Annotated in this window: 20 protein-coding genes; 11 read left to right on the forward strand and 9 right to left on the reverse strand. The window is 64.1% G+C overall.

Annotation, left to right across the window (positions count from 1 at the left end; all coding sequences use genetic code 11):
• Positions 1 to 53: 53 nt before the first annotated feature.
• Positions 54 to 560: a DUF3465 domain-containing protein gene (locus NH396_RS00755; protein WP_253060938.1), complete on the reverse strand. Its 507-nt coding sequence runs from the start codon at positions 558 to 560 to the stop codon at positions 54 to 56.
• Positions 561 to 590: 30 nt separating this feature from the next.
• On the opposite strand from NH396_RS00755, the gene NH396_RS00760 reads away from it, so the two are divergent.
• The 10 genes from NH396_RS00760 to NH396_RS00805 all read left to right on the forward strand — a co-directional run bounded on the left by NH396_RS00760 (position 591) and on the right by NH396_RS00805 (position 11149).
• Positions 591 to 881: a hypothetical protein gene (locus NH396_RS00760; protein WP_253060939.1), complete on the forward strand. Its 291-nt coding sequence runs from the start codon at positions 591 to 593 to the stop codon at positions 879 to 881.
• A gap of 16 nt (positions 882 to 897) precedes the next feature.
• Positions 898 to 1479 (forward strand): electron transport complex subunit RsxA, encoded by a 582-nt coding sequence (rsxA, locus tag NH396_RS00765; RefSeq protein WP_043334102.1) that lies wholly within the window; start codon positions 898 to 900, stop codon positions 1477 to 1479.
• Between the two features lies 1 nt (position 1480).
• On the forward strand, positions 1481 to 2119 hold the full coding sequence (gene rsxB, locus NH396_RS00770) for an electron transport complex subunit RsxB (RefSeq protein WP_253060940.1): 639 nt from the start codon (positions 1481 to 1483) through the stop codon (positions 2117 to 2119).
• On the forward strand, positions 2119 to 5040 hold the full coding sequence (gene rsxC / locus NH396_RS00775; RefSeq protein ID WP_253060941.1) for an electron transport complex subunit RsxC: 2922 nt from the start codon (positions 2119 to 2121) through the stop codon (positions 5038 to 5040). Before rsxB ends, rsxC begins: the two co-directional genes overlap by 1 nt.
• A 91-nt stretch (positions 5041 to 5131) precedes the next feature.
• Positions 5132 to 6172 (forward strand): electron transport complex subunit RsxD, encoded by a 1041-nt coding sequence (gene rsxD, locus NH396_RS00780; RefSeq protein ID WP_253060942.1) that lies wholly within the window; start codon positions 5132 to 5134, stop codon positions 6170 to 6172.
• Entirely contained in the window at positions 6169 to 6948 is a 780-nt protein-coding gene (gene rsxG, locus NH396_RS00785) for an electron transport complex subunit RsxG (RefSeq protein WP_253060944.1), read from the forward strand. The genes rsxD and rsxG overlap by 4 nt, the downstream gene beginning before the upstream one ends.
• Positions 6941 to 7651 (forward strand): electron transport complex subunit E, encoded by a 711-nt coding sequence (locus NH396_RS00790; RefSeq protein ID WP_253060946.1) that lies wholly within the window; start codon positions 6941 to 6943, stop codon positions 7649 to 7651. The genes rsxG and NH396_RS00790 overlap by 8 nt, the downstream gene beginning before the upstream one ends.
• Before the next feature lie 87 nt (positions 7652 to 7738).
• The gene (gene nth, locus NH396_RS00795) at positions 7739 to 8374 is read left to right on the forward strand and encodes an endonuclease III (RefSeq protein WP_253060948.1); all 636 of its coding nucleotides are present in this window, start codon (positions 7739 to 7741) and stop codon (positions 8372 to 8374) included.
• Between the two features lie 218 nt (positions 8375 to 8592).
• Entirely contained in the window at positions 8593 to 10800 is a 2208-nt protein-coding gene (locus NH396_RS00800) for an EAL domain-containing protein (RefSeq protein WP_253060949.1), read from the forward strand.
• 61 nt (positions 10801 to 10861) lie between these two features.
• Positions 10862 to 11149, forward strand: a complete 288-nt coding sequence (locus tag NH396_RS00805) for a hypothetical protein (protein WP_175089424.1) — start codon at positions 10862 to 10864, stop codon at positions 11147 to 11149.
• A gap of 202 nt (positions 11150 to 11351) precedes the next feature.
• Here the strand turns inward: NH396_RS00805 and pepN are convergent, their stop codons facing one another.
• The 6 genes from pepN to NH396_RS00835 all read right to left on the reverse strand — a co-directional run bounded on the left by pepN (position 11352) and on the right by NH396_RS00835 (position 18500).
• Complete coding sequence (gene pepN / locus NH396_RS00810) at positions 11352 to 14003, reverse strand: aminopeptidase N (RefSeq protein ID WP_253060950.1); 2652 nt, start codon at positions 14001 to 14003, stop codon at positions 11352 to 11354.
• Between the two features lie 99 nt (positions 14004 to 14102).
• Positions 14103 to 14528 (reverse strand): YbaN family protein, encoded by a 426-nt coding sequence (locus NH396_RS00815; protein ID WP_225996323.1) that lies wholly within the window; start codon positions 14526 to 14528, stop codon positions 14103 to 14105.
• 248 nt (positions 14529 to 14776) lie between these two features.
• Positions 14777 to 15988, reverse strand: a complete 1212-nt coding sequence (locus tag NH396_RS00820) for a glycerate kinase (RefSeq protein WP_253060951.1) — start codon at positions 15986 to 15988, stop codon at positions 14777 to 14779.
• Positions 15989 to 16147: 159 nt separating this feature from the next.
• Positions 16148 to 16990, reverse strand: a complete 843-nt coding sequence (locus tag NH396_RS00825) for a S1-like domain-containing RNA-binding protein (RefSeq protein WP_253060952.1) — start codon at positions 16988 to 16990, stop codon at positions 16148 to 16150.
• A gap of 301 nt (positions 16991 to 17291) precedes the next feature.
• A complete protein-coding gene (locus NH396_RS00830; protein WP_253060953.1) occupies positions 17292 to 17780 on the reverse strand; it encodes a YajQ family cyclic di-GMP-binding protein in 489 nt (162 codons plus the stop codon).
• Between the two features lie 78 nt (positions 17781 to 17858).
• Positions 17859 to 18500: an N-acetyltransferase gene (locus NH396_RS00835; RefSeq protein WP_253060954.1), complete on the reverse strand. Its 642-nt coding sequence runs from the start codon at positions 18498 to 18500 to the stop codon at positions 17859 to 17861.
• A 168-nt stretch (positions 18501 to 18668) separates the two neighbouring features.
• On the opposite strand from NH396_RS00835, the gene NH396_RS00840 reads away from it, so the two are divergent.
• Positions 18669 to 20264 (forward strand): RimK family protein, encoded by a 1596-nt coding sequence (locus tag NH396_RS00840; RefSeq protein ID WP_306424368.1) that lies wholly within the window; start codon positions 18669 to 18671, stop codon positions 20262 to 20264.
• A 158-nt stretch (positions 20265 to 20422) separates the two neighbouring features.
• Here the strand turns inward: NH396_RS00840 and NH396_RS00845 are convergent, their stop codons facing one another.
• Together NH396_RS00845 and NH396_RS00850 are read right to left on the reverse strand one after the other, a co-directional pair.
• Positions 20423 to 21370, reverse strand: coding sequence for a DUF2797 domain-containing protein (locus NH396_RS00845; RefSeq protein WP_253060955.1), 948 nt, complete (start codon positions 21368 to 21370; stop codon positions 20423 to 20425).
• Positions 21358 to 21633, reverse strand: a complete 276-nt coding sequence (locus NH396_RS00850) for a DUF1315 family protein (protein ID WP_253060956.1) — start codon at positions 21631 to 21633, stop codon at positions 21358 to 21360. The genes NH396_RS00845 and NH396_RS00850 overlap by 13 nt, the downstream gene beginning before the upstream one ends.
• Positions 21634 to 21721: the final 88 nt, after the last annotated feature.

Genomic DNA, 21721 nt, shown 5'->3' on the forward strand with positions numbered 1-21721 from the left:
ATCGCTCTGGCGGGGCGTTGTCGTTCATGCGTCGCCTCCAGACGCCGAGACGGCTACTCGTAGCGGCGACCGGCGTGCTCCAGCCAGCCATCCACATGGCGGCCACCGGGATCATGGTGCGTCCAGTGGATCACGCCGCCCTTGTCGGTCCACTCATACTCCCCGTAGAAGCGGATGCGATCACCGACCTGAAGACTGTCGATGCGCGGCGCCAGATCGATGTTGTGCGCCACCAGAATGGTGGTGCCGCCCGCGACCCGAATCAGGAACTTCTGATGACGGCTGCCCTTGAGATCATCCCGGAGCAGACGTATCACCTCCCCCGTGCCACGTACCTGAACATCACTCTGCTGCGCACTGATGGCGCGCCTGAGTCGGCTTTCGTCCGCCGAGGAGGTGCCTTCCCCCTGCGTCGCCTCGGCCTGCGGCGACTGGAAGTCATTCCACAGCTGGGAAAGCGAGAAGTTGCCATTACCCGTCAGCTGCGAGATGCCCGCCATCGCCACCACCAGGATGATGACCCATAACGGCCGACGGCCGCGTGTTCCTGTCCTGCGCATATCCCGCTCCTTGTGCCACCTCCGGGTGACGTGAAAGTCTTTGATCACGTCACAATCAATAAAAGTAATAAAGGAATTCTTCTTTATTACTTCAAGAACCAAGCAAAACGCGAAACAATGGCCGTCTCATGCTGGCAACACTACGCCTTGCTTGCCACGCTACAGGCTGTCGGCCAGCAGCATCTTGCGTATAATACCGCCGCGCTCGACGATCCCCTGCCCTGCAGCTTCCTGACAGCTTGCGGCAGCACCAGTCCTGATCGCCTGCGAGCGCCGGTTCACGCATGCCACGAGCACGGAAGCGCCTTCGAAACACCCTGACCGAGCGACGCCCCTGATGAGTGAATACCTTCTTATCCTGATCAGCACCATCCTGGTCAACAATTTCGTACTGGTGCAGTTCCTCGGCCTGTGCCCCTTCATGGGTGTCTCCAACAAGCTGGAGTCCGCGATGGGCATGTCGCTGGCCACCACCTTCGTGCTCACGCTGTCCTCGATGTGCGCCTACCTGACCTATCACTTCATCCTCGCGCCGCTGGGGCTCGAGTACCTGCGCACCATCGCCTTCATCATGGTGATCGCCGTGGTGGTGCAGTTCACCGAGATGGTAGTCAAGAAGACCAGCCCGCTGCTCTATCAGGTGCTGGGCATCTTCCTGCCGCTGATCACTACCAACTGTGCGGTCCTCGGCGTGGCGCTGCTGACCCTGAACCGCAATTCCAGCTTCATGGAAGCCACCCTCTACGGCTTCGGCGCGGCCGTCGGCTTCTCGCTGGTACTGGTACTTTTCGCCGCCATGCGCGAGCGCCTGGCCGTCGCCGATGTGCCGCGCCCCTTCCAGGGCCCGGCCATCGCGATGATCACCGCCAGCCTGATGTCGCTGGCCTTCCTCGGCTTCTCCGGACTGGTGCAGATCTGACATGCTCGAATTCTTCAACGACCATACGCTGATCTCCGCCATCGTCGCACTGGTGGCCATGGCCGTCGTCTTCGGTGGCCTGCTCGGCTTTGCCGCCGTGGCCTTCAAGGTCGAGGGCGACCCCATCGTCGAGCAGATCGACCAGTTGCTGCCGCAGACCCAGTGCGGCCAGTGTGGCTATCCGGGCTGCAAGCCCTACGCCCAGGCCATCGCCGAAGGCGACGAGATCAACAAGTGCCCGCCGGGCGGCGAAAGCACCATCGCCTCGCTGGCCGACCTGCTGGGCCGCGAGGCCACGCCGCTGGATGGCGATACCGACAACACCCCCAAGGTGGCAGTGATTCGCGAGGACGAATGCATCGGTTGCACCAAGTGCATCCAGGCCTGCCCTGTCGATGCCATTCTCGGTGCTGCCAAGCACATGCACACCGTGATCGCCGACGAATGCACCGGCTGCGACCTGTGTGTCGAACCCTGCCCGGTCGATTGCATCGACATGGTACCGGTCGCCACCGACGTGCGTAGCTGGCACTGGCCGCAACCGGCGGGCCCGACCCGCGACAATGCCCGCTTCAGCGGCAACCTGATCGTGACCGATGCCGCCGACTCTACTGCCACATCTGCAAGGAATGTCGCCTGATGGTTCTGTCGTTACTCAAATCCATGGTGACTTCCTCACGCTCCGCTGCCACGGCGGAGGCGGAACACACGCAAAAGGGTCAGGGCGCGCCGCGCGTGTTCGACTTCCACGGCGGTATCCATCCGCCGGAGCACAAGGCGCTCTCCAACCGCGCCCCGCTGGTGGCCGCCCCGCTGCCCCGTGAGGTGGTACTGCCGCTCAGCCAGCATATCGGCGCGCCCGCCCAGCCGCTGGTGGAGATCGGCCAGCGCGTCAAGACGGGCGAGCTGATCGCCCGCGCCCAGGGCATGATCTCCGCACCGGTACATGCCAGCATCACCGGCGTGGTCACCGCCATCGAGCCTCGCCAGATCCCCCACGTCTCGGGCCTGGAAGACCTGTGCATCGTGATCGAGCGCGAGGGTGAAATCGACGAATGGGCGCGCCTGGAAGCCTGGCGCGACTGGCGTCAGCAGGAAGCCCAGGACCTGATCCAGCGCCTGCAGGACGCCGGCGTGGTCGGCCAGGGCGGCGCCGGCTTCCCCTCGGCGGTGAAGGCGCGGGTGCGTGAGCGCCACGCCATCGACACCCTGATTCTGAACGCGGCGGAGTGCGAGCCCTACATCACCGCCGATGACCTGACCATGCGCACGCATCCGGAAGCGCTGATCGAAGGGCTCGAGATTCTCGCCAGCCTGATCGGCCCCGAGTGCATTCTGATCGGTATCGAGGACAACAAGCCCGAGGCCGTCATCGCGCTGGAACAGGCGATTCGCGCCCGCCGCGCCGACAAGCGCCTGCCGCCGCTGGATTCACGCCTCGAAGTCGTGGTGGTACCGACCAGGTATCCCTCCGGCGGCGAGAAGCAGCTGATCAAGCTGCTGACGGACCGCGAAGTGCCCAGCCGTGGCCTGCCCGCCGATGTCGGCGTGGTGGTGCACAACCCGGGGACCGTGCGCGCCGTGCAGCGCGCGGTGTGTTTCGGCGAGCCGATGATCTCGCGTGTCGTCACCCTAACAGGTGAGGCGCTGCAGCACCCGCACAATGTCGAGGCGCGCCTGGGCACCTCCATCGCAGACCTGCTGCGTCTGGCGGCGCCGGCGCCGACGGGCATCGCACGTCTGGTGATGGGCGGGCCGATGATGGGCTTCACGCTCGAGAGCGACGCCCTGCCGATCATCAAGACCACCAACTGCCTGCTGGCCTCCTCTCCCGAGTCACTGCCGGCACCGGCGGTCGAGCAGCCGTGCATCCGTTGCGGCATGTGCGAACAGGCCTGCCCGGCCGAGCTGTTGCCGCAGCAGCTCTACTGGTTCTCCAAGGCACGCGAGTTCGACAAGGCCGAGCTCTACAATCTGGCGGACTGCATCGAATGCGGCGCCTGCTCCTATGTCTGCCCCAGCCAGATTCCGCTGGTGCAGTATTACCGCTTCGCCAAGGGCGAGATTCGCAGCGCCCAGCATGAGGCGCGCAAGTCCGAACGCGCTCGTCACCGCTTCGAATTCAAGCAGGCGCGCATGGCGCGCGAGGAAGCCGAGAAGGAAGCCAAGCGTCAGCAGCGCGCTCAGGCGGCACAGAAGTCCGCTGCCGCCCGCGCCGATGCCAGCGCCGCCGCAGACACGACTTCGGCCTCGGCAGCCACAGCCACCACAGCGGCCGCCGCTGCCCAGCCGGCACCGGCCACCGACATCAAGGCCTTCAAGACGGCGCGCGCCGCGGCCAACATCGGCCTCAAGAAAGCCGAAAAAGCCCTCAAGGCAGCCCAGGATGGCGGTGAGAGCTCCGAGAGCGATATCGCCAAGCTCGAGGCCAACGTGACCGCAGCCAAGACCAAGCTCGCCAGCGCCGAGAGCGCCCTGAAGGCCGCCAGCGAGACAAGCGAGTCAGCTGCCCCCGCCGCCGCAGCCCCGGCTGCCGCAGCATCGGCTGTCGATCTCAAGGCGCTAAAGACGGCGCGCGCCGCAGCCAATATCGCCGTCAAGAAGGCCGAGAAGGCCCTCAAGACCGCCCAGGACAGCGGTGAAGGCGATATCCCGGCCCTCGAGAGCAGCCTGGCAGAGGCCAAGACCCGACTGGCCAAGGCTGAAGCCGACCTCAAGGCTGCCAGCGAGTCAGCGGCCCCTGCACCGGCCGGCGCTTCCTCGACAGGCGCGGCTGCCCCGGCAGCCGACCTCAAGGCGCTCAAGACGGCGCGGGCCGCCGCCAATATCGCGGTCAAGAAGGCCGAGAAGGCCCTCAAGACCGCCCAGGACAGCGGTGAAGGCGATATCCCGGCCCTCGAAAGCAGCCTGGCAGAGGCCAAGACCCGACTGGCCAAGGCTGAAGGCGATCTCAAGACCGCCAGCGAGGCCAGCGAGTCAGCTACCCCTGCACCGGCCGGCGCTTCCGCGACGGGCGCGGCTGCCCCGGCAGCCGACCTCAAGGCACTCAAGACAGCACGCGCTGCGGCCAATATCGCAGTCAAGAAGGCCGAAAAGGCCCTGGCCCGCGCCAGCGAGAGCGGCGAAGGCGATATCGAGGACCTCCAGACCCTGCTGGCCACGGCCCAGGAAAACCTGCGCGCCGCCGAGGTGCGCCTCAACAGCGCGCAAGCCGGCAGCACTGACGCGACGCCTGCCGCCAAGAGCGCGGGCGAATTGATTCCCGAGGCGCCAAAGCCTGCCGCAGGTTCTGTGGGACGCGGCAGCATGGCCAGCAACGTGACGCTCTCTCAGGCAGAGATCGAGGCATCACGCGCCGAGAACCTCGCCAAGCGTCACAAGCAGGTCAGCATCGCGGTCAAGGCGGCCGAGGCGGCACACCGCAAGGCGGAGGCGGCATTGAGCGAGGCGGATGACGAAAACCGTCAGCGCCTGGCGACCAAGGTCGACCGCACACGCCGCAATCTGGAACACGCCCGCGAGTCATTGGCCGAGGTGCAGGCACTGGTGGACGCCCAATGAACGACCTGAGCCCAATTACCGCGCCAATGGCGACTCATCCTGAAGCACGCCTCGTGTCATTGCCCATTTACCGCAAGGATCTGACCGTCTCATGAGCCTGATGCATGCAAGCTCCCCCCATGCCCACGGGCCGACCGCTACCTCGCGCGTTATGGCCTGGGTGTTGGCCGCGACGCTGCCGGGTATCGCCGTGCTGTGCTGGCACTATGGCTGGGGTGTGCTGTTCAACCTCGTCTTCGCCTGTCTGGCGGGTGTCGCCCTCGAGGCGCTGCTGCTCAAGCTGCGTGGCCGTCCGGTCAGCTTCTTTCTCAAGGACAATTCCGCGCTTGTGACCTGCGTGCTGCTGGCGGTGTCGTTGCCGCCGCTGGCGCCCTGGTGGCTGGTGCTGACCGGTGTGATCGCGGCCATCGTGGTCGCCAAGCAGCTCTACGGTGGCCTGGGCCAGAATCCGTTCAATCCGGCGATGGTCGCCTATGCGCTGCTGCTGATCTCCTTCCCGGTCGAGATGTCGCGCTGGTCATCCCCCGATGGCTTCGTGCTCGGCTTCACTGACAGCCTGCGGCAGTTCTTCGGCGTGATCACCACGCCAGATGCCCTGACCGGCGCCACGCCACTGGACGCCTTCCGCAACAAGGGTGAGCTTTCCAGCAGCGAGTTCTGGGCAGACCCGAGCCTGCTGCCCGCCGCCAACCTGCTGGCCTGGCAGCAGACGGCCATCGCCTGGGGCCTCGGCGGCCTGGTGCTGCTGGCGCGTCGCCTGATCACCTGGCATATCCCGGTGGCGATGCTGGGCAGCCTGGCGCTGATCTCCGCCATCTTCGCCTTCGTGGATGGCGAGCAGCACGCCAGCCCCCTGTTCCACCTGCTGTGCGGTGCGGCGATCTTCGGCGCCTTCTTCATCGCCACGGACCCGGTCACGGCGGCGACCTCCAACAAGGGCAAGCTCTATTACGGCGTCGGCATCGGCGTGCTGATCTACCTGATTCGCACCTTCGGCGCCTATCCTGACGCCATCGCCTTCGCGGTGCTGCTGATGAACTTCAGCGTGCCGTTCATCGATTACTACACCCAGCCACGCAGCTATGGTCACAAGAAGGCCCGTCGCGGCATCAAGCTGGAGGACAAGGCATGAGCCTGACGCCTGATCAGCCCGAACAGCAAGCCCAGGCCGCGCAGGGTCTGAAGCACACCATCGCGCGGGCAGCGCTGGGTCTGGCGGTCTTCGCTGTCGTCACCGCCGGCGTCGTCGCCGTGACCCAGATGACCACCGCCGAGACCATTGCCGACAATGAGCGTGCCGCCCAGAGCGCGGCGCTGGCCGAGATCATCCCGCCGTCGCTGCACGACAATGACCTGCTCGACGCGGCCTTCGCCCTGCCGCCCTCCCGGGTGCTGGGTCTGGAGAGCGCCGATACCGGCTGGCGAGCCACCAGGAATGGCGAGACCGTCGCGGTGCTGCTGCCGGTGGTGACCGGCAAGGGTTACAGCGGCGATATCCGCCTGCTGGTCGGTATCCGTGCCGATGGCAGCGTGGCCGGTGTACGCGCCGTCAAGCACGCCGAGACCCCGGGGCTGGGCGACAAGATCGAAGCGCGCAAGTCCGACTGGATCCACGAATTCGATGACCAGACGCTCAGCTCGGTGGAGTGGAAGGTGCAGAAGGATGGCGGTGATTTCGACCAGTTCACCGGCGCGACCATCACCCCGCGTGCCGTGGTGGGTGCCGTTCGTCAGGCATTGATCTACTTCATGGCGCACCGCACGGCGCTGCTGGCAGGCGACAGCGAGACACTGACCGCGACCCGCCGCGCTGCCAGGGCCCAACAGAGTACGCAAGCTCCCACCGCTGATGGCACGCTCACGCCATCAGCGCCTTCTGAACACGGCGGAGACGACCCTCATGAGTGATATCTCGCTTGGCAAGATCAGCCGCGACGGCCTGTGGGACAACAACCCGGCACTGGTACAGCTGCTGGGCCTGTGTCCGCTGCTGGCCGTCACCGCCAGCGTCGTCAACGCCATCGGGCTGGGGCTTGCCACGCTGCTGGTGTTGATCGGCTCCAACGTGGCGGTATCGCTGATCCGCAATCTGGTGCCTTCTGCAGTGCGCCTGCCGGCCTTCGTGATGATCATCGCCTCCTTCGTGACCTGTGCGGAGCTTCTGATGAAGGCCTACACCTATGAGCTCTATCAGATTCTTGGCATCTTCATTCCGCTGATCGTCACCAACTGTGCGATTCTCGGGCGTGCCGATGCCTTCGCCGCCAAGCACCCCGTGCTGCCGGCCGCCACCGATGGCTTGATGATGGGACTGGGGTTCATGGCCGTGCTGGTACTGCTGGGCGGCATGCGTGAGCTGTTCGGCCAGGGCACGCTCTTTGCCGGCATGGAACTGCTACTCGGGCCGATGGCTGCCGACTGGCAGCTGACGATCTTCCCGGACTACTCCTTCCTGTTCCTGGTGCTGCCGCCGGGCGCCTTCTTCTGCATGGGGCTGATCATCGCGGGCAAGAAGACCATCGATGAGCGCCTCGAGCAGCGCCGCAAGGCCGCCAACGCCGATGTGCCCAAGGTATCGCGGCGTGTGCGCGTGACCGGCACCATCTCCTGAGCCCCTCTCACTCAGACTGTCAGCCACTGGTTGACAGTCCGAGTCGACGTCCCCGCTCCCAAGCCCTTACCGCAGCCCCGAGATACCATGAACGCCCAGAAACGCCTCGAGATCTTCACCCGCCTGCGCAACGAGAATCCTGAGCCACGCACCGAGCTTGCCTGGTCAACGCCCTTCGAGCTTTTGATCGCGGTACTGCTGTCGGCGCAGGCGACGGATGTGGGCGTCAACAAGGCCACGGCGAAGCTGTATCCGGTCGCCAATACGCCGGAGAGCATTCTCGCGCTGGGCGTCGAGGGTCTGAAGGAGTACATCAAGACGATCGGCCTGTTCAATACCAAGGCCGAGAACGTCATCAAGACCTGCTGCATGCTGATCGAACGGCATGGTGGCGAGGTACCGCAGACCCGCGAGGCGCTGGAAGCGCTGCCCGGCGTGGGCCGCAAGACCGCCAACGTGGTGCTCAACACCGCCTTCGGCCAGCCGACCATGGCGGTGGACACGCACATCTTCCGCGTTTCCAACCGCACGCGCATCGCCCCGGGCAAGAACGTGCTGGAGGTCGAGCACAAGCTGATGCGCCATGTGCCCAAGGAGTTCCTGGTCGATGCCCACCACTGGCTGATCCTGCATGGCCGCTACACCTGCTTGGCACGCAAGCCGCGCTGCGGCAGCTGCATCATCGAGGACCTCTGTGAGTACAAGGACAAGGTCGACCTGTAACGCCTCCCGGCACGAGGGTTTGATGACTTCTTCATGACCAGGGGCTTGATGACTGGGCCTTGATGACTGGGCCTTGATCACCAGACGCCTGGCGAAAGCCCCGATCCTGCGTGGCCTGCATGCATGATCGTTGATTGAGCATGAACCCCGCCTCCCCACCTATTCAACCGAGCGGCAACGTAGACTGAGAGCACAGCCCGTTGCCTCAGGAACCTGCCATGACCGCACCTTCCGATGCCGGGGATCGCCGCCCTCCGCGCCCAGAAGGCTCCGACGATTCCCGCCAGCCTGATGACAGCTGCCTGCACTCGCGTCTGCAGGAGATGTCGTCACGTCTCGAGGCACTGGAAGCCGAGAACCACCTGCTGCGCACCCTGGTCGACACCCACCCCGATATCCTGTTCATCAAGGATGCCAAGGGGCTGTTCCGCTTCGCCAATCGCACCTTGACCGACTTCTACGGTACTACGCTCGAAGACATCATCGGGCGCGACGACAGCCATTACACCGGCAACACCGAGCAGAGCCACTTCTTTCGGCGCAGCGTGGAGCAGGTACTCAGCAGGTTCGAGCGCGAGACGATCTTCGAGGATGCCACCGACGGCACCACCGGCGAGGTCAACCACTTCCGCTCCATCAAGCAGCCCTTCCATGACACTCACGGCCAGCCGCTGGTCGCCGTTCTGGCGCACAACATCACCACCGAAGTCCGTGAGCATGAGCGCAAGACCCGCCAGATCGACCACATCTATGACACCTCGCTGGAAGGCTTCTGGGACTGGAACATCCTGACCAGTTCCGTGACGCACAATCGCCGCTGGTCACAGATTCTGGGCATCCCGGAGAGCGAGCTCAGCAACAGCCTGGAAGAATTCGCAAGCCTGCTGCACCCCGAGGACAAGCCCGAGGCGATGATCGCCATCCAGGACTGCATGGCGGGCAAGACGGCCTATTATCACCGCCACCGCATGCTGACCCGCGGTGGCGACGTCGTCTGGGTGATCGACAAGGGCGATGTCACCGAGCGGGACAGCGAAGGCAATCCGCTGCGCATGATCGGCTCGATCACCGATATCACGCGTATCGTCGAATCAGAGGCCCTGCTGCACCAGCACAGTCGCTTCGACTCGCTGACCAAGCTGGCCAACCGAGCCACCCTGATCGACAGCCTGCAGCAGGCCATCATCATCACCGACGCCCGTGACACCCACGGCGCGCTCATCTTCATCGATCTGGACCACTTCAAGAAGATCAACGACCTGCTGGGGCATACCACCGGCGACCATCTGTTGATCGAGGTGGCCCATCGCCTGAGCTCAACGGTGCGTGACAGCGACCTGGTGGCGCGCTTCGGCGGGGACGAATTCGTCATCCTGGTACAGCCCCTGAGCCACGATCCGCAGATTGCCTGTCGCGAACTGGATGAGCTGCTTGAGCGCCTGCAGCAGGTACTCAACCAGCCGTATTCGCTCTTGGGCCCACAGTCGCAGCCGCTGCAGCATCACAGCTCGGCAAGCCTGGGCAGCATCATGTTCCATGATCGCCATCTGAGTGCGGAGGAGCTCATCCGGCGTGCGGATATCGCGATGTATCGCGCCAAGGAGGGCGGGCGCAACCAGACCGTCCGCTTTGACCCCAGCATGCGTGTGGAGCTTGAGCGCGCCATACAGCTGGAAAATGACCTGCGCAGCGCCATCGAGACCGAAGAGCTGTACCTGGAACTGCAGCCGCAATTCGATCGAGGGCTCAAGCTGGTCGGCGCCGAGTGCCTGTTGCGCTGGCGACACGCCAAGCTCGGCAATATCTCGCCCTATGAATTCATTCCGCTGGCCGAGAAGAGCCAGCTGATCGACAGCCTCGGCGACTGGGTGCTGGAGCAGGCCTGCAAGCTGCTGGAGGACTGGCAGAAAGGCACCGCCTTCGCCAGGCTCTATCTGTCGGTCAATGTCAGCGTCAAGCAGCTGGACTCCCCTCACTACGTCGGCAATGTCGCCAAGGCACTCAGCCAGCACACGCTGGACCCGCAATATCTGCAGCTGGAGCTGACCGAAAACGTCTTCGCCACCGACATGCCTGCCACGGTGGCACGCATGCACGAACTGCGCTCGCTGGGCCTGCGTCTGTCACTGGATGATTTCGGCACCGGCTTCTCCTCCCTGACCTACATCAAGCACTTGCCCTTCGATGAGCTCAAGGTCGACCGCAGCTTCGTCAATGATCTCGAGAACGACGAGATCAACCGCCGCATGGTGGACTTCATGGTGCAGCTGGGGCGTGAGTTGGGCATGTGCGTAGTGGCAGAAGGCGTCGAGACCCCCAGTCAGCGCGATCTGTTACTGGAGATGGGCTGCGATGCCCTGCAGGGTTACCTGATGGACAAGCCGATGGCGATCGAGGCATTCACCGCCAGGTATCAGCTCGGATGACAGCGCATCCGCGTCTTTCATGGCACACTGGGGCCTCTTTTCTGTTTGGACATCATGCGTTATGGAAGACTTCTTCAACTGGATCGGCACCCAGCTCGGTGCCGCCATTCGCTTCATCGTCGAAGGCCTGAGCGGTTTCTTCGCCAACTTCGATGATGCCCTATCGGGATTCTTCAATGGCTTGACCGGCGAGCTGGGACTTGGCACATCACTGTTCAGCCTGCTGGGATTGGCACTGGGGCTCTATCTGCTCTTCAAGGGCATCACGTCGCTGTTGAGAGGCTCCATCATCGGCGGACTATTGATGACCTTCATCGGCCTGACCTTCCTGGGCTGGATGATTGCCTGACGCGCACAATGCCCCTGAAAGCGACGCCCCAGAAGCGACGCCTTGGAAGCGATGACCGTGAAGGCGATACCCTGGCGGGACTCGCGCCAGGCTCGTGACATGAAAAAGCCCCTGCCGATCGGCAGGGGCTTTTTCATGTCAGCGGCAGTCATCACCATGCGCTCGATGACTGCCGCCTGTCTTCAAGGGTCAGTTCAGAGGATCAGGCCAGCGCCTTCTCCACGACTTCATACAGGTTGTTCGAGAGCTTCTCGCCACGGATACGCTCAAGCTCTGCCTTCATCAAGTCCTGACGCTTGGCATCGAAGCGCTTGTAACGCGTCAACGGCGTGATGATGCGCGCCGCGATCTCCGGGTTCAGGCGATTGAGCTCAATGACCACATCCGCCAGCAGACGATAGCCTTCGCCATCGAGACGGTGGAAGTTGACGCGGTTCTGGCCGGCGAAGGCGCCAATCAAGGCACGCACCTTGTTGGGGTTGGTCAACGAGAAGGCCGGATGCTCCATCAGGAAGCGCACACGGTCCAGCACATCGGCCTGCGGACGCGTGACCTGGATCGAGAACCACTGGTCCATCACCAGCGGATCATGCGACCAACGCTCGGCGAAGGACTTGAGCGCCGGGTCACCCAGATCGGTGCGTGAGGAGTGCACCAGCATCGTCAGCGCGGCACGCACGTCGGTCATGTTGTGGGCCGCCGCCAGCTGGGCCTGGGCCAGACGCACGCCCTCCTCGTCCTCGATGCTCATCAGATAGCTGAGCGCGGCATTCTTGAGGCTGCGACGCGCCATCTGCTCGAAGGTCGGCGCGTAGTCGCCCTGCTGCTCGTTGGCGTGATAGAGCGCCACGAAGTCGTCGCGCAGCGCACTGGCCAACTGTGCCTTGGCGGTCTTGCGCGCCCAGTGGATGGCATCGACATCGACGACACTCTGCTGCTCGGCGATATAGGCCTCCGAAGGCAACGTCAGCATCTCGGCCAGCACCGCACGATCGGAAGCTTCGCTCTGGAGAAGGAAGCGATAGGCGGCCAGCAGGCGCTCATCCAGCTGGGCCTCGTGCTCGCCACGCTGCCAGGCCGCCATCAGGTCTTCAAGCGCTGCCATGGCCAGACGCTGACCGGCATCCCAGCGGTTGAAGCCATCGCTGTCGTGCTGCATCAGGAAGGCCAGCTGCTCGCGGCTGTAGTCAAAGGCCAGCTTGACCGGCGCCGAGAAGCCACGCAGCAGCGACGGCACCGGCTCGGCATCGCCCGCAAGGCCGGTGAAGACGAAGGTCTGTTCGGCCTCGGTCAGCTCCAGTACGGTTTCCGTGCCCAGCGCTTCGCCGTCGAGGGTCAGCGTCAGATCGCTGCCATCGGCGCCGACCAACCCCATGCGCACCGGAATCACCAGCGGCAGCTTCTCCGCCTGCCCCGGCGTGGGCGGCGTGGACTGACGCAGCGTGAGGGAATAGGTGCCAGCCTGGGCATCGAAGGCGCCACTGGCGGCGATGTTCGGCGTTCCGGCCTGGGAGTACCAGCGCATGAACTGGCTGAAGTCGCGGCCGGAGGCTTCGCTCATCGCGCTGATGAAGTCCTCGATGGTGGCGGCGCTGCCATCGTTGCGCGCGAAGTAGAGATCACTGCCACGGCGGAAGGCCTCTTCCCCGAGCAGATTGGCGACCATGCGCACCACTTCGGAGCCCTTCTCGTAGATGGTCAGGGTGTAGAAGTTGGAAATCTCGATATAGGAGGCCGGGCGCACCGGGTGTGCGGTGGGGCCGGCATCTTCGGCGAACTGCGCGGTACGCAGCATGGCGACGTCTTCGATACGCTTGACCGGCGCCGAGTTCATGTCGGCGGAGAAGGTCTGGTCACGATAGACGGTGAAGCCTTCCTTCAGGGACAGCTGGAACCAGTCACGGCAGGTGACACGGTTGCCCGACCAGTTGTGGAAGTATTCATGCGCGACCACCCCTTCGACGCGCTGGAAGGCGGCGTCGGTGGTGGTATCGGGGTTGGCCAGCACGCAGGCGCTGTTGAAGATGTTGAGGCCCTTGTTCTCCATCGCGCCCATGTTGAAGTCGTTGACCGCGACGATCATGAAGATGTCGAGGTCATATTCACGACCGTAGACTTCCTCGTCCCACTTCATGGAGGCCTTGAGGGAGTTCATGGCGTGCTGGGTCTTGTCGAGATTTTCCGGCTCGACCCAGATTTCCAGAGCGACTTCACGGCCACTCATGGTGGTGAAGCTGTCGTCATGCTTGACCAGGTCACCCGCCACCAGCGCGAACAGATAGCACGGCTTGGGGTGCGGGTCCTGCCAGGTGACGAAGTGACGACCGCCCTCGCGCTCGCCACGCTCAATGGGATTGCCGTTGGAGAGCAGGATCGGGTAGCTGTCCTTGTCGGCGATGATGGTGGTGGTGAACACCGACATCACGTCCGGGCGGTCCGGGTAGTAGGTGATGCGACGGAAGCCTTCGGCCTCGCACTGGGTGCAGAACATGCCCGAGGACACGTAGAGGCCTTCCAGCGCGGTATTCGCGGCCGGGTCGATCACCACCACCGTCTCGAGCTCACAGTTGGCCGGCAGGCCGGCCAGCGTCATGTGTGTCTCGTCGAGCTTGTATTCATCACTGGCCAGCGCTCGCCCATCGACACGCACGGACTCAAGCGTCAGATGCTCGCCATTGAGCACCAGCGGCGGCGTGGCGTCACTGCCCACGGCGGCATCGGGATTGGCCTCAAGGGTCAGCACGGTCGTCACACGGGTCGCGGACGGTGCCAGATCAAACGTCAGCCGGGTGTCCAGCACACGCCAGGCGGGTGCCTGATAATCGGCAAGATGAATCGCTGCAGGTTGTGACATCAAAGACTCCGCAATCAGCGCCGCGGGAGAGGACTCCTCACGGCAGGAAGACAGCGGACAGCGAGGGAGCAGACACCTCACCTGCCCGCGATGAAGCGCTCATTCGCGCGGAAGGGATTCGCCACTGACGGCAAGGTTCGCCCCCTCGCCCTTGGGCTCCGGGCGCGTGGCCAGCCAGAGTGCCAGCAGCGACAGGAAGACCAGCAGCGAGACCTTGACGGCCAGCACTGACACGGTGAACAGGATGATCAGCATCGAGACGGCCAGCATGCTGACCGCCATGATGCGGGCGCGCAGCGGAATGGCGCGTTCGCGCTCCCAGGCCACCAGTGTCGGCCCGATCTGGGGATGTTCCCGGATATAGCGCGCAAAGCGCGGTGAGCCTCGGCTGGCACAGGCCAGCGCCAGCAGCATGAAGACGGTGGTGGGCAGCAGCGGCAGAAACATGCCAGCGAAGCCGATGCCGAAGAACAACCAGGCCAGGCCAAGCCAGCAGATACGCTTCATGCGCCGAAAGATCATCATGTCGAATCCTCACCACCTGCGGTCACACACCTTGTGCTTCCTGCTATCAGTCAAACGCCAAGTCGTGCATGGGAAAAGTACTTTCTGACTATCCGCCTGATAGCAACTGCGTGCATGGTAACGGGCTTGCCGATATCGCGAAAGGCCACGCCCCCCGCCACGGGGGCCGTGGGCCGCTGTCTGCGCCGGATTCGACGCCGCAATCCGTCGAGCCGGGCGTGGCTTAGCGGCGGTCAGCCGCGCTGCGTTCAGTCGGGCTGCGCCAACTGCCAGAGACGCATGATGGCCTCGCAGCGGTCAGCCAGCAGCTCCGAGGTGCGCGCCAGCGCCTGCTCAAGCGGCATGGCACTGTCACACAGCGTGAAGACGGCACTGACCCCTTCATCATGGGCGGCTTGCCAGCCCTCGGCCAGTCGCCCCGCCAACACGATGGCGGGCACCCCGGCGACTCGCGCGGCTCGCGCCGCACCGATGGGGGTCTTGCCGCCCAGGCTCTGGCCATCCAGACCGCCTTCCCCGGTGATCAGCAGATCACAGCCCACCAGACGCTCGCTCACCTTGAGGCGCTCCATCACCAGCTCGATGCCCGGGCGCAATTCACCATGCAACCAGGCCGCCACCGCGAAGCCCATGCCGCCTGCGGCCCCTGCACCGGCCAGCTGTTGCTGATCCGCACCCAGCACTTCAGCGCTGAGGCGAGCGAAGTGGGCCAGTGCCGCATCCAGCTCCTCGACCACCGCGGCATCGGCACCCTTCTGCGGGCCGAACACGGCGCTCGCGCCGCGCGGGCCACACAGGGGGTTGTCGACGTCGACCGCGGCAGACACCTTGAGATCGGCCAGGCGTGGGTCCAGCGCACTGACGTCCAGACTCGCCAGACGCGCGAGGGCCGCGCCGCCTGCGGGCAGCTCATTGCCATCAGCGTCGAGCAGACGCAGCCCGAGCGCGCGCAGCATGCCGCTGCCGCCATCGTTGGTGGCACTGCCGCCCAGCGTGACGATCAGCCGCTCGGCACCGGCGTCCAGCGCCGCCAGGATCAGCTCGCCTACGCCATGCGTGTCGGCGACACGCGCGTCGCGCTCTTCAGGGCTGACCAGATGCAGACCACTGGCCTCGGCCAGCTCGACGATGGCCGTGCGGCTACCCGGCTGCCAGCCCCACTGGGCGGTGACGTCGCGCCCGAGCGGATCACGCACCTGAGCGCTGCGCGCCTCGATGGGGTCTGCTTCACTGGCCGCCGCCAACAACGCCGCCAGCGTGCCCTCACCGCCATCCCCCAGCGGGCAGAGGTCGATCTGTGCCTCGGGCAGTACCCGGCGAACACCACGCGCCATGGCCTCGGCGGCATCACTGGCTGCCAGCGCTTCCTTGAAGCTGTCAGGAGCAATCAACAAGCGCGGCGCACCGGCAGAATTTGAGGAACCAGAAGAAGCGGAGACAGCAGCAGCGGAGACAGTCATGCAGACATTCCTTGTCGAAGGTGAAGGAGCGAATGGGGTGACTCAGTGCAAGATATTCCCATGATACGCTGTCATTGGTGCCATGCGGGACCCTGAAACGCAAACTGCCACCCAGGGTCTCCCGAGGGTGGCAGTGGCAGTACAGGCTGACAGTAGTGCTTACTTGACCAGACGCGTCTCGGTGGGCGCCAGCGTGACCTTGCCTTCGCGCTTGAGATGCCCGAGCGCACGCTTGAAATTGGCCTTGCTGGCACCGAAGGCCTCGCTGATGGCTTCCGGCTCGCTCTTGTCGCCCAGCGGCAGCACGCCCTGACTGCCTTCCAGCGCGGCCAGAATGCGGTCCGCCAGCTGCTGATGGCCAGCCGGGCCCGGCGCCTGCGGCGTGAGATCGACATTGCCCTTGCCGTCATTCTTCAACACCCACAGACGCAGACGGTTGCCGATGCGCAGACGCGTGAAGATACGGTCGTGGTGCACCAGGCCCCAATGGGCGTTGTCGATGATGATCTTCATGCCCAGGTCGGTGCGGGCAGCGACGAGACCGGAGACCTCCTGCCCCACCGCGTAGGTGGCCGGGGTCTTGTCGAGCCATCGATCCAGTCGCATCGAGGCGACCATCCGGTCACTGTGCTTGTCGAGACCGACGTGCACCATGGCGAACTGGCCGGCCTTGAGCTCACGCTTGCGCTCGCCGTAGGGCAGCAGCAGATCCTTGCCCAGGCCATTGTCGAGGAAGGTGCCGATATCATTGACCTCGACCACCTTGAGCGCGGCGAATTCGCCGACCATGGCGCGCGGATAACGCGTAGTGGCCAGCAGACGGTCTTCATCATCCAGACTGACAAAGACGTCGACTTCGTCACCAATGTCGGCCCCCGCCGGAATGAAAGGTGTCGGCAGCAGGATTTCCCCGCGATCTCCACCATCAAGGAAGACGCCGAAGCCGACCCGCTTGGTGATCGTCAGGGTGTTGCGCTGGCCGATAGCGAGCGGAGCAGACATATAACCTCTCTTTGCGCGTTGGCGGGTGCCGTAGCGGCCCGCATGGCGCAGATATCACGTACGAATAGGGTGAAACGCTTTGAAAGCGACGCGTCCGGTCGTCTCGAGTGATGCACCGGGCTGGACAAGCGTAGCCCCAGCGACGAGACATGACGCTTTCAAAGCGAATCCGTTGATCCAGAAAACATGCGAGTCAGTGACTCTCACGACAGCGCAAATCAGCGAGTCAAACGAATACAGCACCGCACGCCGATAGCGAACGGTGCTGATAATGGCGACCGCCAGTCACTTGCGCGCTGGATCAGTCGCGGAAGTTGTTGAACTGCAGCGGCAGATCGATACTCTCATCGCCCTTGAGCAGTGCCATGGCGCCCTGCAGGTCGTCACGCTTCTTGCCGGTGACGCGGACCTTCTCGCCCTGGATCTGCGCCTGGACCTTGAGCTTGGCATCCTTGAGCGCCTTGACGATCTTCTTGGCGGTCGGCTGGTCCAGCCCCTGACGCAGCACCAGCTGCTGACGGGCACGCACACCAGCGGTTTCGGCATCCTTCTCTTCCAGGCAGCGCACGTCGATGCCACGCGCGATCAGACGGCCCTTGAGCAGTTCGACCATCTGACGCAACTGGAAATCGGCATCGGCTTCCAGATTGACGTTCTCTTCCTTCTCGAGTTCGAAGCTGGCAGTCACGCCCTTGAAATCAAAGCGCGTCGCGAGTTCGCGATTGGCCTGATCGACGGCATTCTGAACTTCGTGCTTGTCGAGTTCGGAGACAATATCGAATGACGGCATGGGAGCGATTCCTTTGAAGCCATGAAGAATAAACAGCGCATCCTAGCCCATGGGGGCCACGCGCGCCATGCCCCCGGCTCAGGCGGCGCCGGCATTCACCGTCGAGGGCGACCCCGGGTGCGCTTCACCGGCATCACCGGCCGCGAGTTTTTGAGCCACTGGCGTCGGCGAATCCAGCGTCAGTGCCTTGCGCATCTTCCAGGCGGCCGCCCCATCGGCATAGTAATCGCGCAGGCGACCACACTTCTCGAAGCCGTGTCGCTCGTAGAGCGCGATCGCCGCGCCATTGCCGGTATGCACCTCAAGATCGAACTGCGTACAGCCCTGGGCGATGGCCAGCTGCTCAAGCGATGTCAGCATGCGCTGGGCAAGGCCGCGGCCACGCGATTCCGGATGCAGGCAGAAGGAGTAGAGTCGCGCCCGGCGTGAATTGCGCCGAAACAGCACGGTGCCGTAGCCGAGCACACTGCGCAGCGGCGTGGCGTCATCACGCTCGACGCTACCGTCTGGCCATAGCGCGGCCATGACATCGTCCACCGCCGCTGTGGACGGGATGACATCGTCATCGGGCTGGATGATCACCAGGGTACGGGCATGGGCACGCAGAATCAGGTGGGACAGCTGACGACGACTGAACCAGTCGCTGTCGAAACTGACTTCCTCGAGCTCTACCAGAGCGTCGAGATCGGCCCGGATGGCCGGGCGTAAAATGGGGGTCATGGTGCAGGCTCTCCCGCCTGTCAGCGCCCTGACGCTGCTTGATGTTCAGCGTGTCGCGGGGCGGTAGCAATGCGCTGCATTCTGGGCATGCAGGCGCGTCTTGTCTTGGTCTCTTTGCATGAAATTATTTCACTTTCCAGCCTATTGCGATGACGGGGATTGTTTCTCATGATGCGCGCATTCGGCACCACTTCGGTGCCCGCCTTGCGAGGCTTCGCAATGTCCCGCCTGCGTATCGTGGTTGACCGTGTGTCTGACTGGCGCGCCTTCTATCCCAGTGATGATGTCATCAGCGCCCATGACTTTCTTTCCGAACTCTCAAGCGATGCGCCAGCCCAGCGCGCCGACGATGCGCCGCAGCCCGCCACCCACGTCATCAATCTGTGCGGCGGGCTGGATTACCTGGGCATCGGCTATTACGTCTCGTTGCTGGCCCAGGCGCGTGGCCAGAAGGCGCTGCCGTCGGTGGAGACCCTCAATCAGCTGTCACGCAAGTCGCTGATCGACATGGAGCTGGGCGGCATCCGCGTGCTGCTCGAGGAGCTGACACGCAAGGGCGCCCTGCCCGCCCCGCAAGGCATGACGCATGGGGCTGGCAAGCCGCCACGACTCGACCTGCTGCTGACCTTCGGCGAGAGCGCAGACCCCGCGCTTGCACGCCTCGCACGCAAGCTGTTCGAGCGTCTGCCCTGCCCGCTGCTGGAGGTGCGTCTTGAAGGCCGAAGCGATCATTGGGTGCTCAAGCGGGTGCGCCCGCAATCCCTGAGCCACCTGGCAACGGCGGATGAAGACCGCTTCGCTCAGGCGCTCAATCGCCATTCGCGCAAGGTGTGGCGCACGCCCAAGGCCCGCCGCCATTATCGCTTCGATCTCGCCATGCTGGTCGACCCGGACGAGGCGCTGCCGCCGTCGAACCGCACCGCGCTCAAGCATTTCATCCGCGAAGGACGGCGCCTGGGCATCGATGTCAGCCTGATCACCCGGCGCGACGAGGGCCGCCTGGCCGAGTTCGATGGACTGTTCATCCGCGAGACGACCAGTCTGGATCACCACACCTATCGCATGGCCAAGCGTGCCGAGCACGAAGGGCTGGTGGTGATCGATGACAGCCAGTCGATCCTGCGCTGCACCAACAAGGTCTTCCTGCATGAGCTTCTCAAGGCACGTGGTCTGAGTGCCCCACAGGGTCGCCTGATCCATCGGGGCGAACTGCGCCAGCTGGCCGAGCGCGGTCAGCACATGCGCTACCCGCTGGTGATGAAGGTACCGGATGGCGCTTTCTCCCGCGGCATCGTCAAGATCGATGGCCCCGAGACACTGGTGCGCGAAGCCGAGCGGCTGTTCCAGGATTCCGCCCTGCTGCTGTTGCAGGAGTGGCTACCGACCGAGTTCGACTGGCGCATCGGCGTGCTCGACGGCAAGCTGCTGTTCGCCAGCCGTTACTACATGGCGCGCGGCCATTGGCAGATCTACGACCACAGCGGCGCGCGTACCCGCTCCGGCGGCTTCGCGACAGTCGACCCGAGCGAGGTGCCAGCGGCCGTGATCAAGGCGGCCCTGAAGGCGACCCGCCTGATCGGCGATGGCCTCTATGGCATCGACTTGAAACAGCTGGAGGACCGCGTGGTGGTCATCGAGGTCAACGACAATCCGAATCTGGATGCCGGCGTCGAGGATGTGGTGCTGGGACGCGAGCTCTACCGGCGCGTGATGCAGGTCTTTCTGGCACGCATGCAGGCGCGCCGCCAGCCCGTGCTGGGGTGACACCCCCCGAGTCTGCAAGCCTCTAGCAAGAAGCGAGAAACCAGAAACCAGAAACCAGAAACCAGAGGCACAGAAACGACAGCGCCCACCCTCCGTGAAGGAGCGTGGGCGCTGTCGTGTGTGCGGTGCTGTGCTCTTGGCTATGGCTCAGCCGCGGCTCATTGCTCGCCGAGCTGGGCCTCGATCTCGTAGCCGGTGAACTTGCGCAGGTTGATCACGCCGCTGTCGAGAATCAGATACTGCCCCTTGAGGCCTTCGAGCACGCCTTCCACCACTGGCGTCTTGTCGAAATTGAACGAGGTGACCTTGGTCGGCGCGCTGCGCACCGGAAACTCGAAGGCCAGCGCCGTGGTGTCCAGCACCCGGATGGCACCCTCGCCGCAATGCGCCTGAAGGGCCGCCAGGCCCTCCGACATCTGCTCGAGCAGCGCATCACGTTCCGCTTCCAGATCCAGCTCGGCCACATCGCCCTTGAGCATCGCGCGCCAGTTGGTGCGGTCGTTGAGCGCCTGCTTGAACAGCACCTCGACCAGCCCTGATTGCAGGCGATTGGACACCTCGACGATGGGCAGCGCCTGGATGGCGCCCTGATCGAACCAGCGTGTCGGCATCTGGGTCTTGCGCGTGATGCCGACCTTGAGGCCGGAGGAATTGGCCAGATAGACGATATGCGGCTGGAAGCAATGCTCCTCGCCCCACTGCGGATCACGGCAGGTGCCTTCGGCGTAGTGGCAGGTCTCCGGCTTCATGATGCAGCCATCGCACTGCGGCAGCTTGCGAAAGCAGGGATAGCAATGCCCCTGCGCGAAGCTCTTCTTGGTCTTGCGACCGCAATGGCTGCAGTGGATCTGACCGGAGAAACTCAGGCGCACCTTGTGGCCGATATAGGCATTCAGCGGCTGGGTAGTCTCGCCCAGACGCAGGCCATAGCTGGCCGCCAACGGCTCCCGCGTGACCGACAGCGTGTCAGGCGCAGTATCGATCGTCGGCACCTCGCCGGCGGGCACGATGGACATCTTGCGGAGGTTGCCGCTCAGGGTTACGGCCGGTACCTCGGGAAGCATCGCTTTGGTGGTCAGTGCATCATCCAGTGTCAGTTGACCCACTTGATCTGCTCCGGCTCATCGCTTGCAGTGCCATCGCCATCACGCGGCCCACAGGTACCGTTGTCGATGAAGCCGACCCGCGATTCGGCAGGCACGTTGTTGTGCGCTTCGTACTTGATGACGGCCTCCATGCACAGCTCGACCTGCTCCTGGGTCAGCACGCGGCCATCCGGCCATTTGCGCAGCTGCATGGACTGCTTGAGGCTCTCGTAGATGGCTGGCGTCATCTGCTCGACCATACCGTCGAAGGTCATGTCACTCATGATGGGGTCTCCTGAGACTGAGGCACGCGGAGCCAGGGCTTTCAAATGCCGGACCCGACGTGGGGAATGTGCACATTCTACCATCGTC

Source organism: Cobetia sp. Dlab-2-AX (genome assembly GCF_024124625.1).
Classification (GTDB): Bacteria; Pseudomonadota; Gammaproteobacteria; order Pseudomonadales; family Halomonadaceae; genus Cobetia.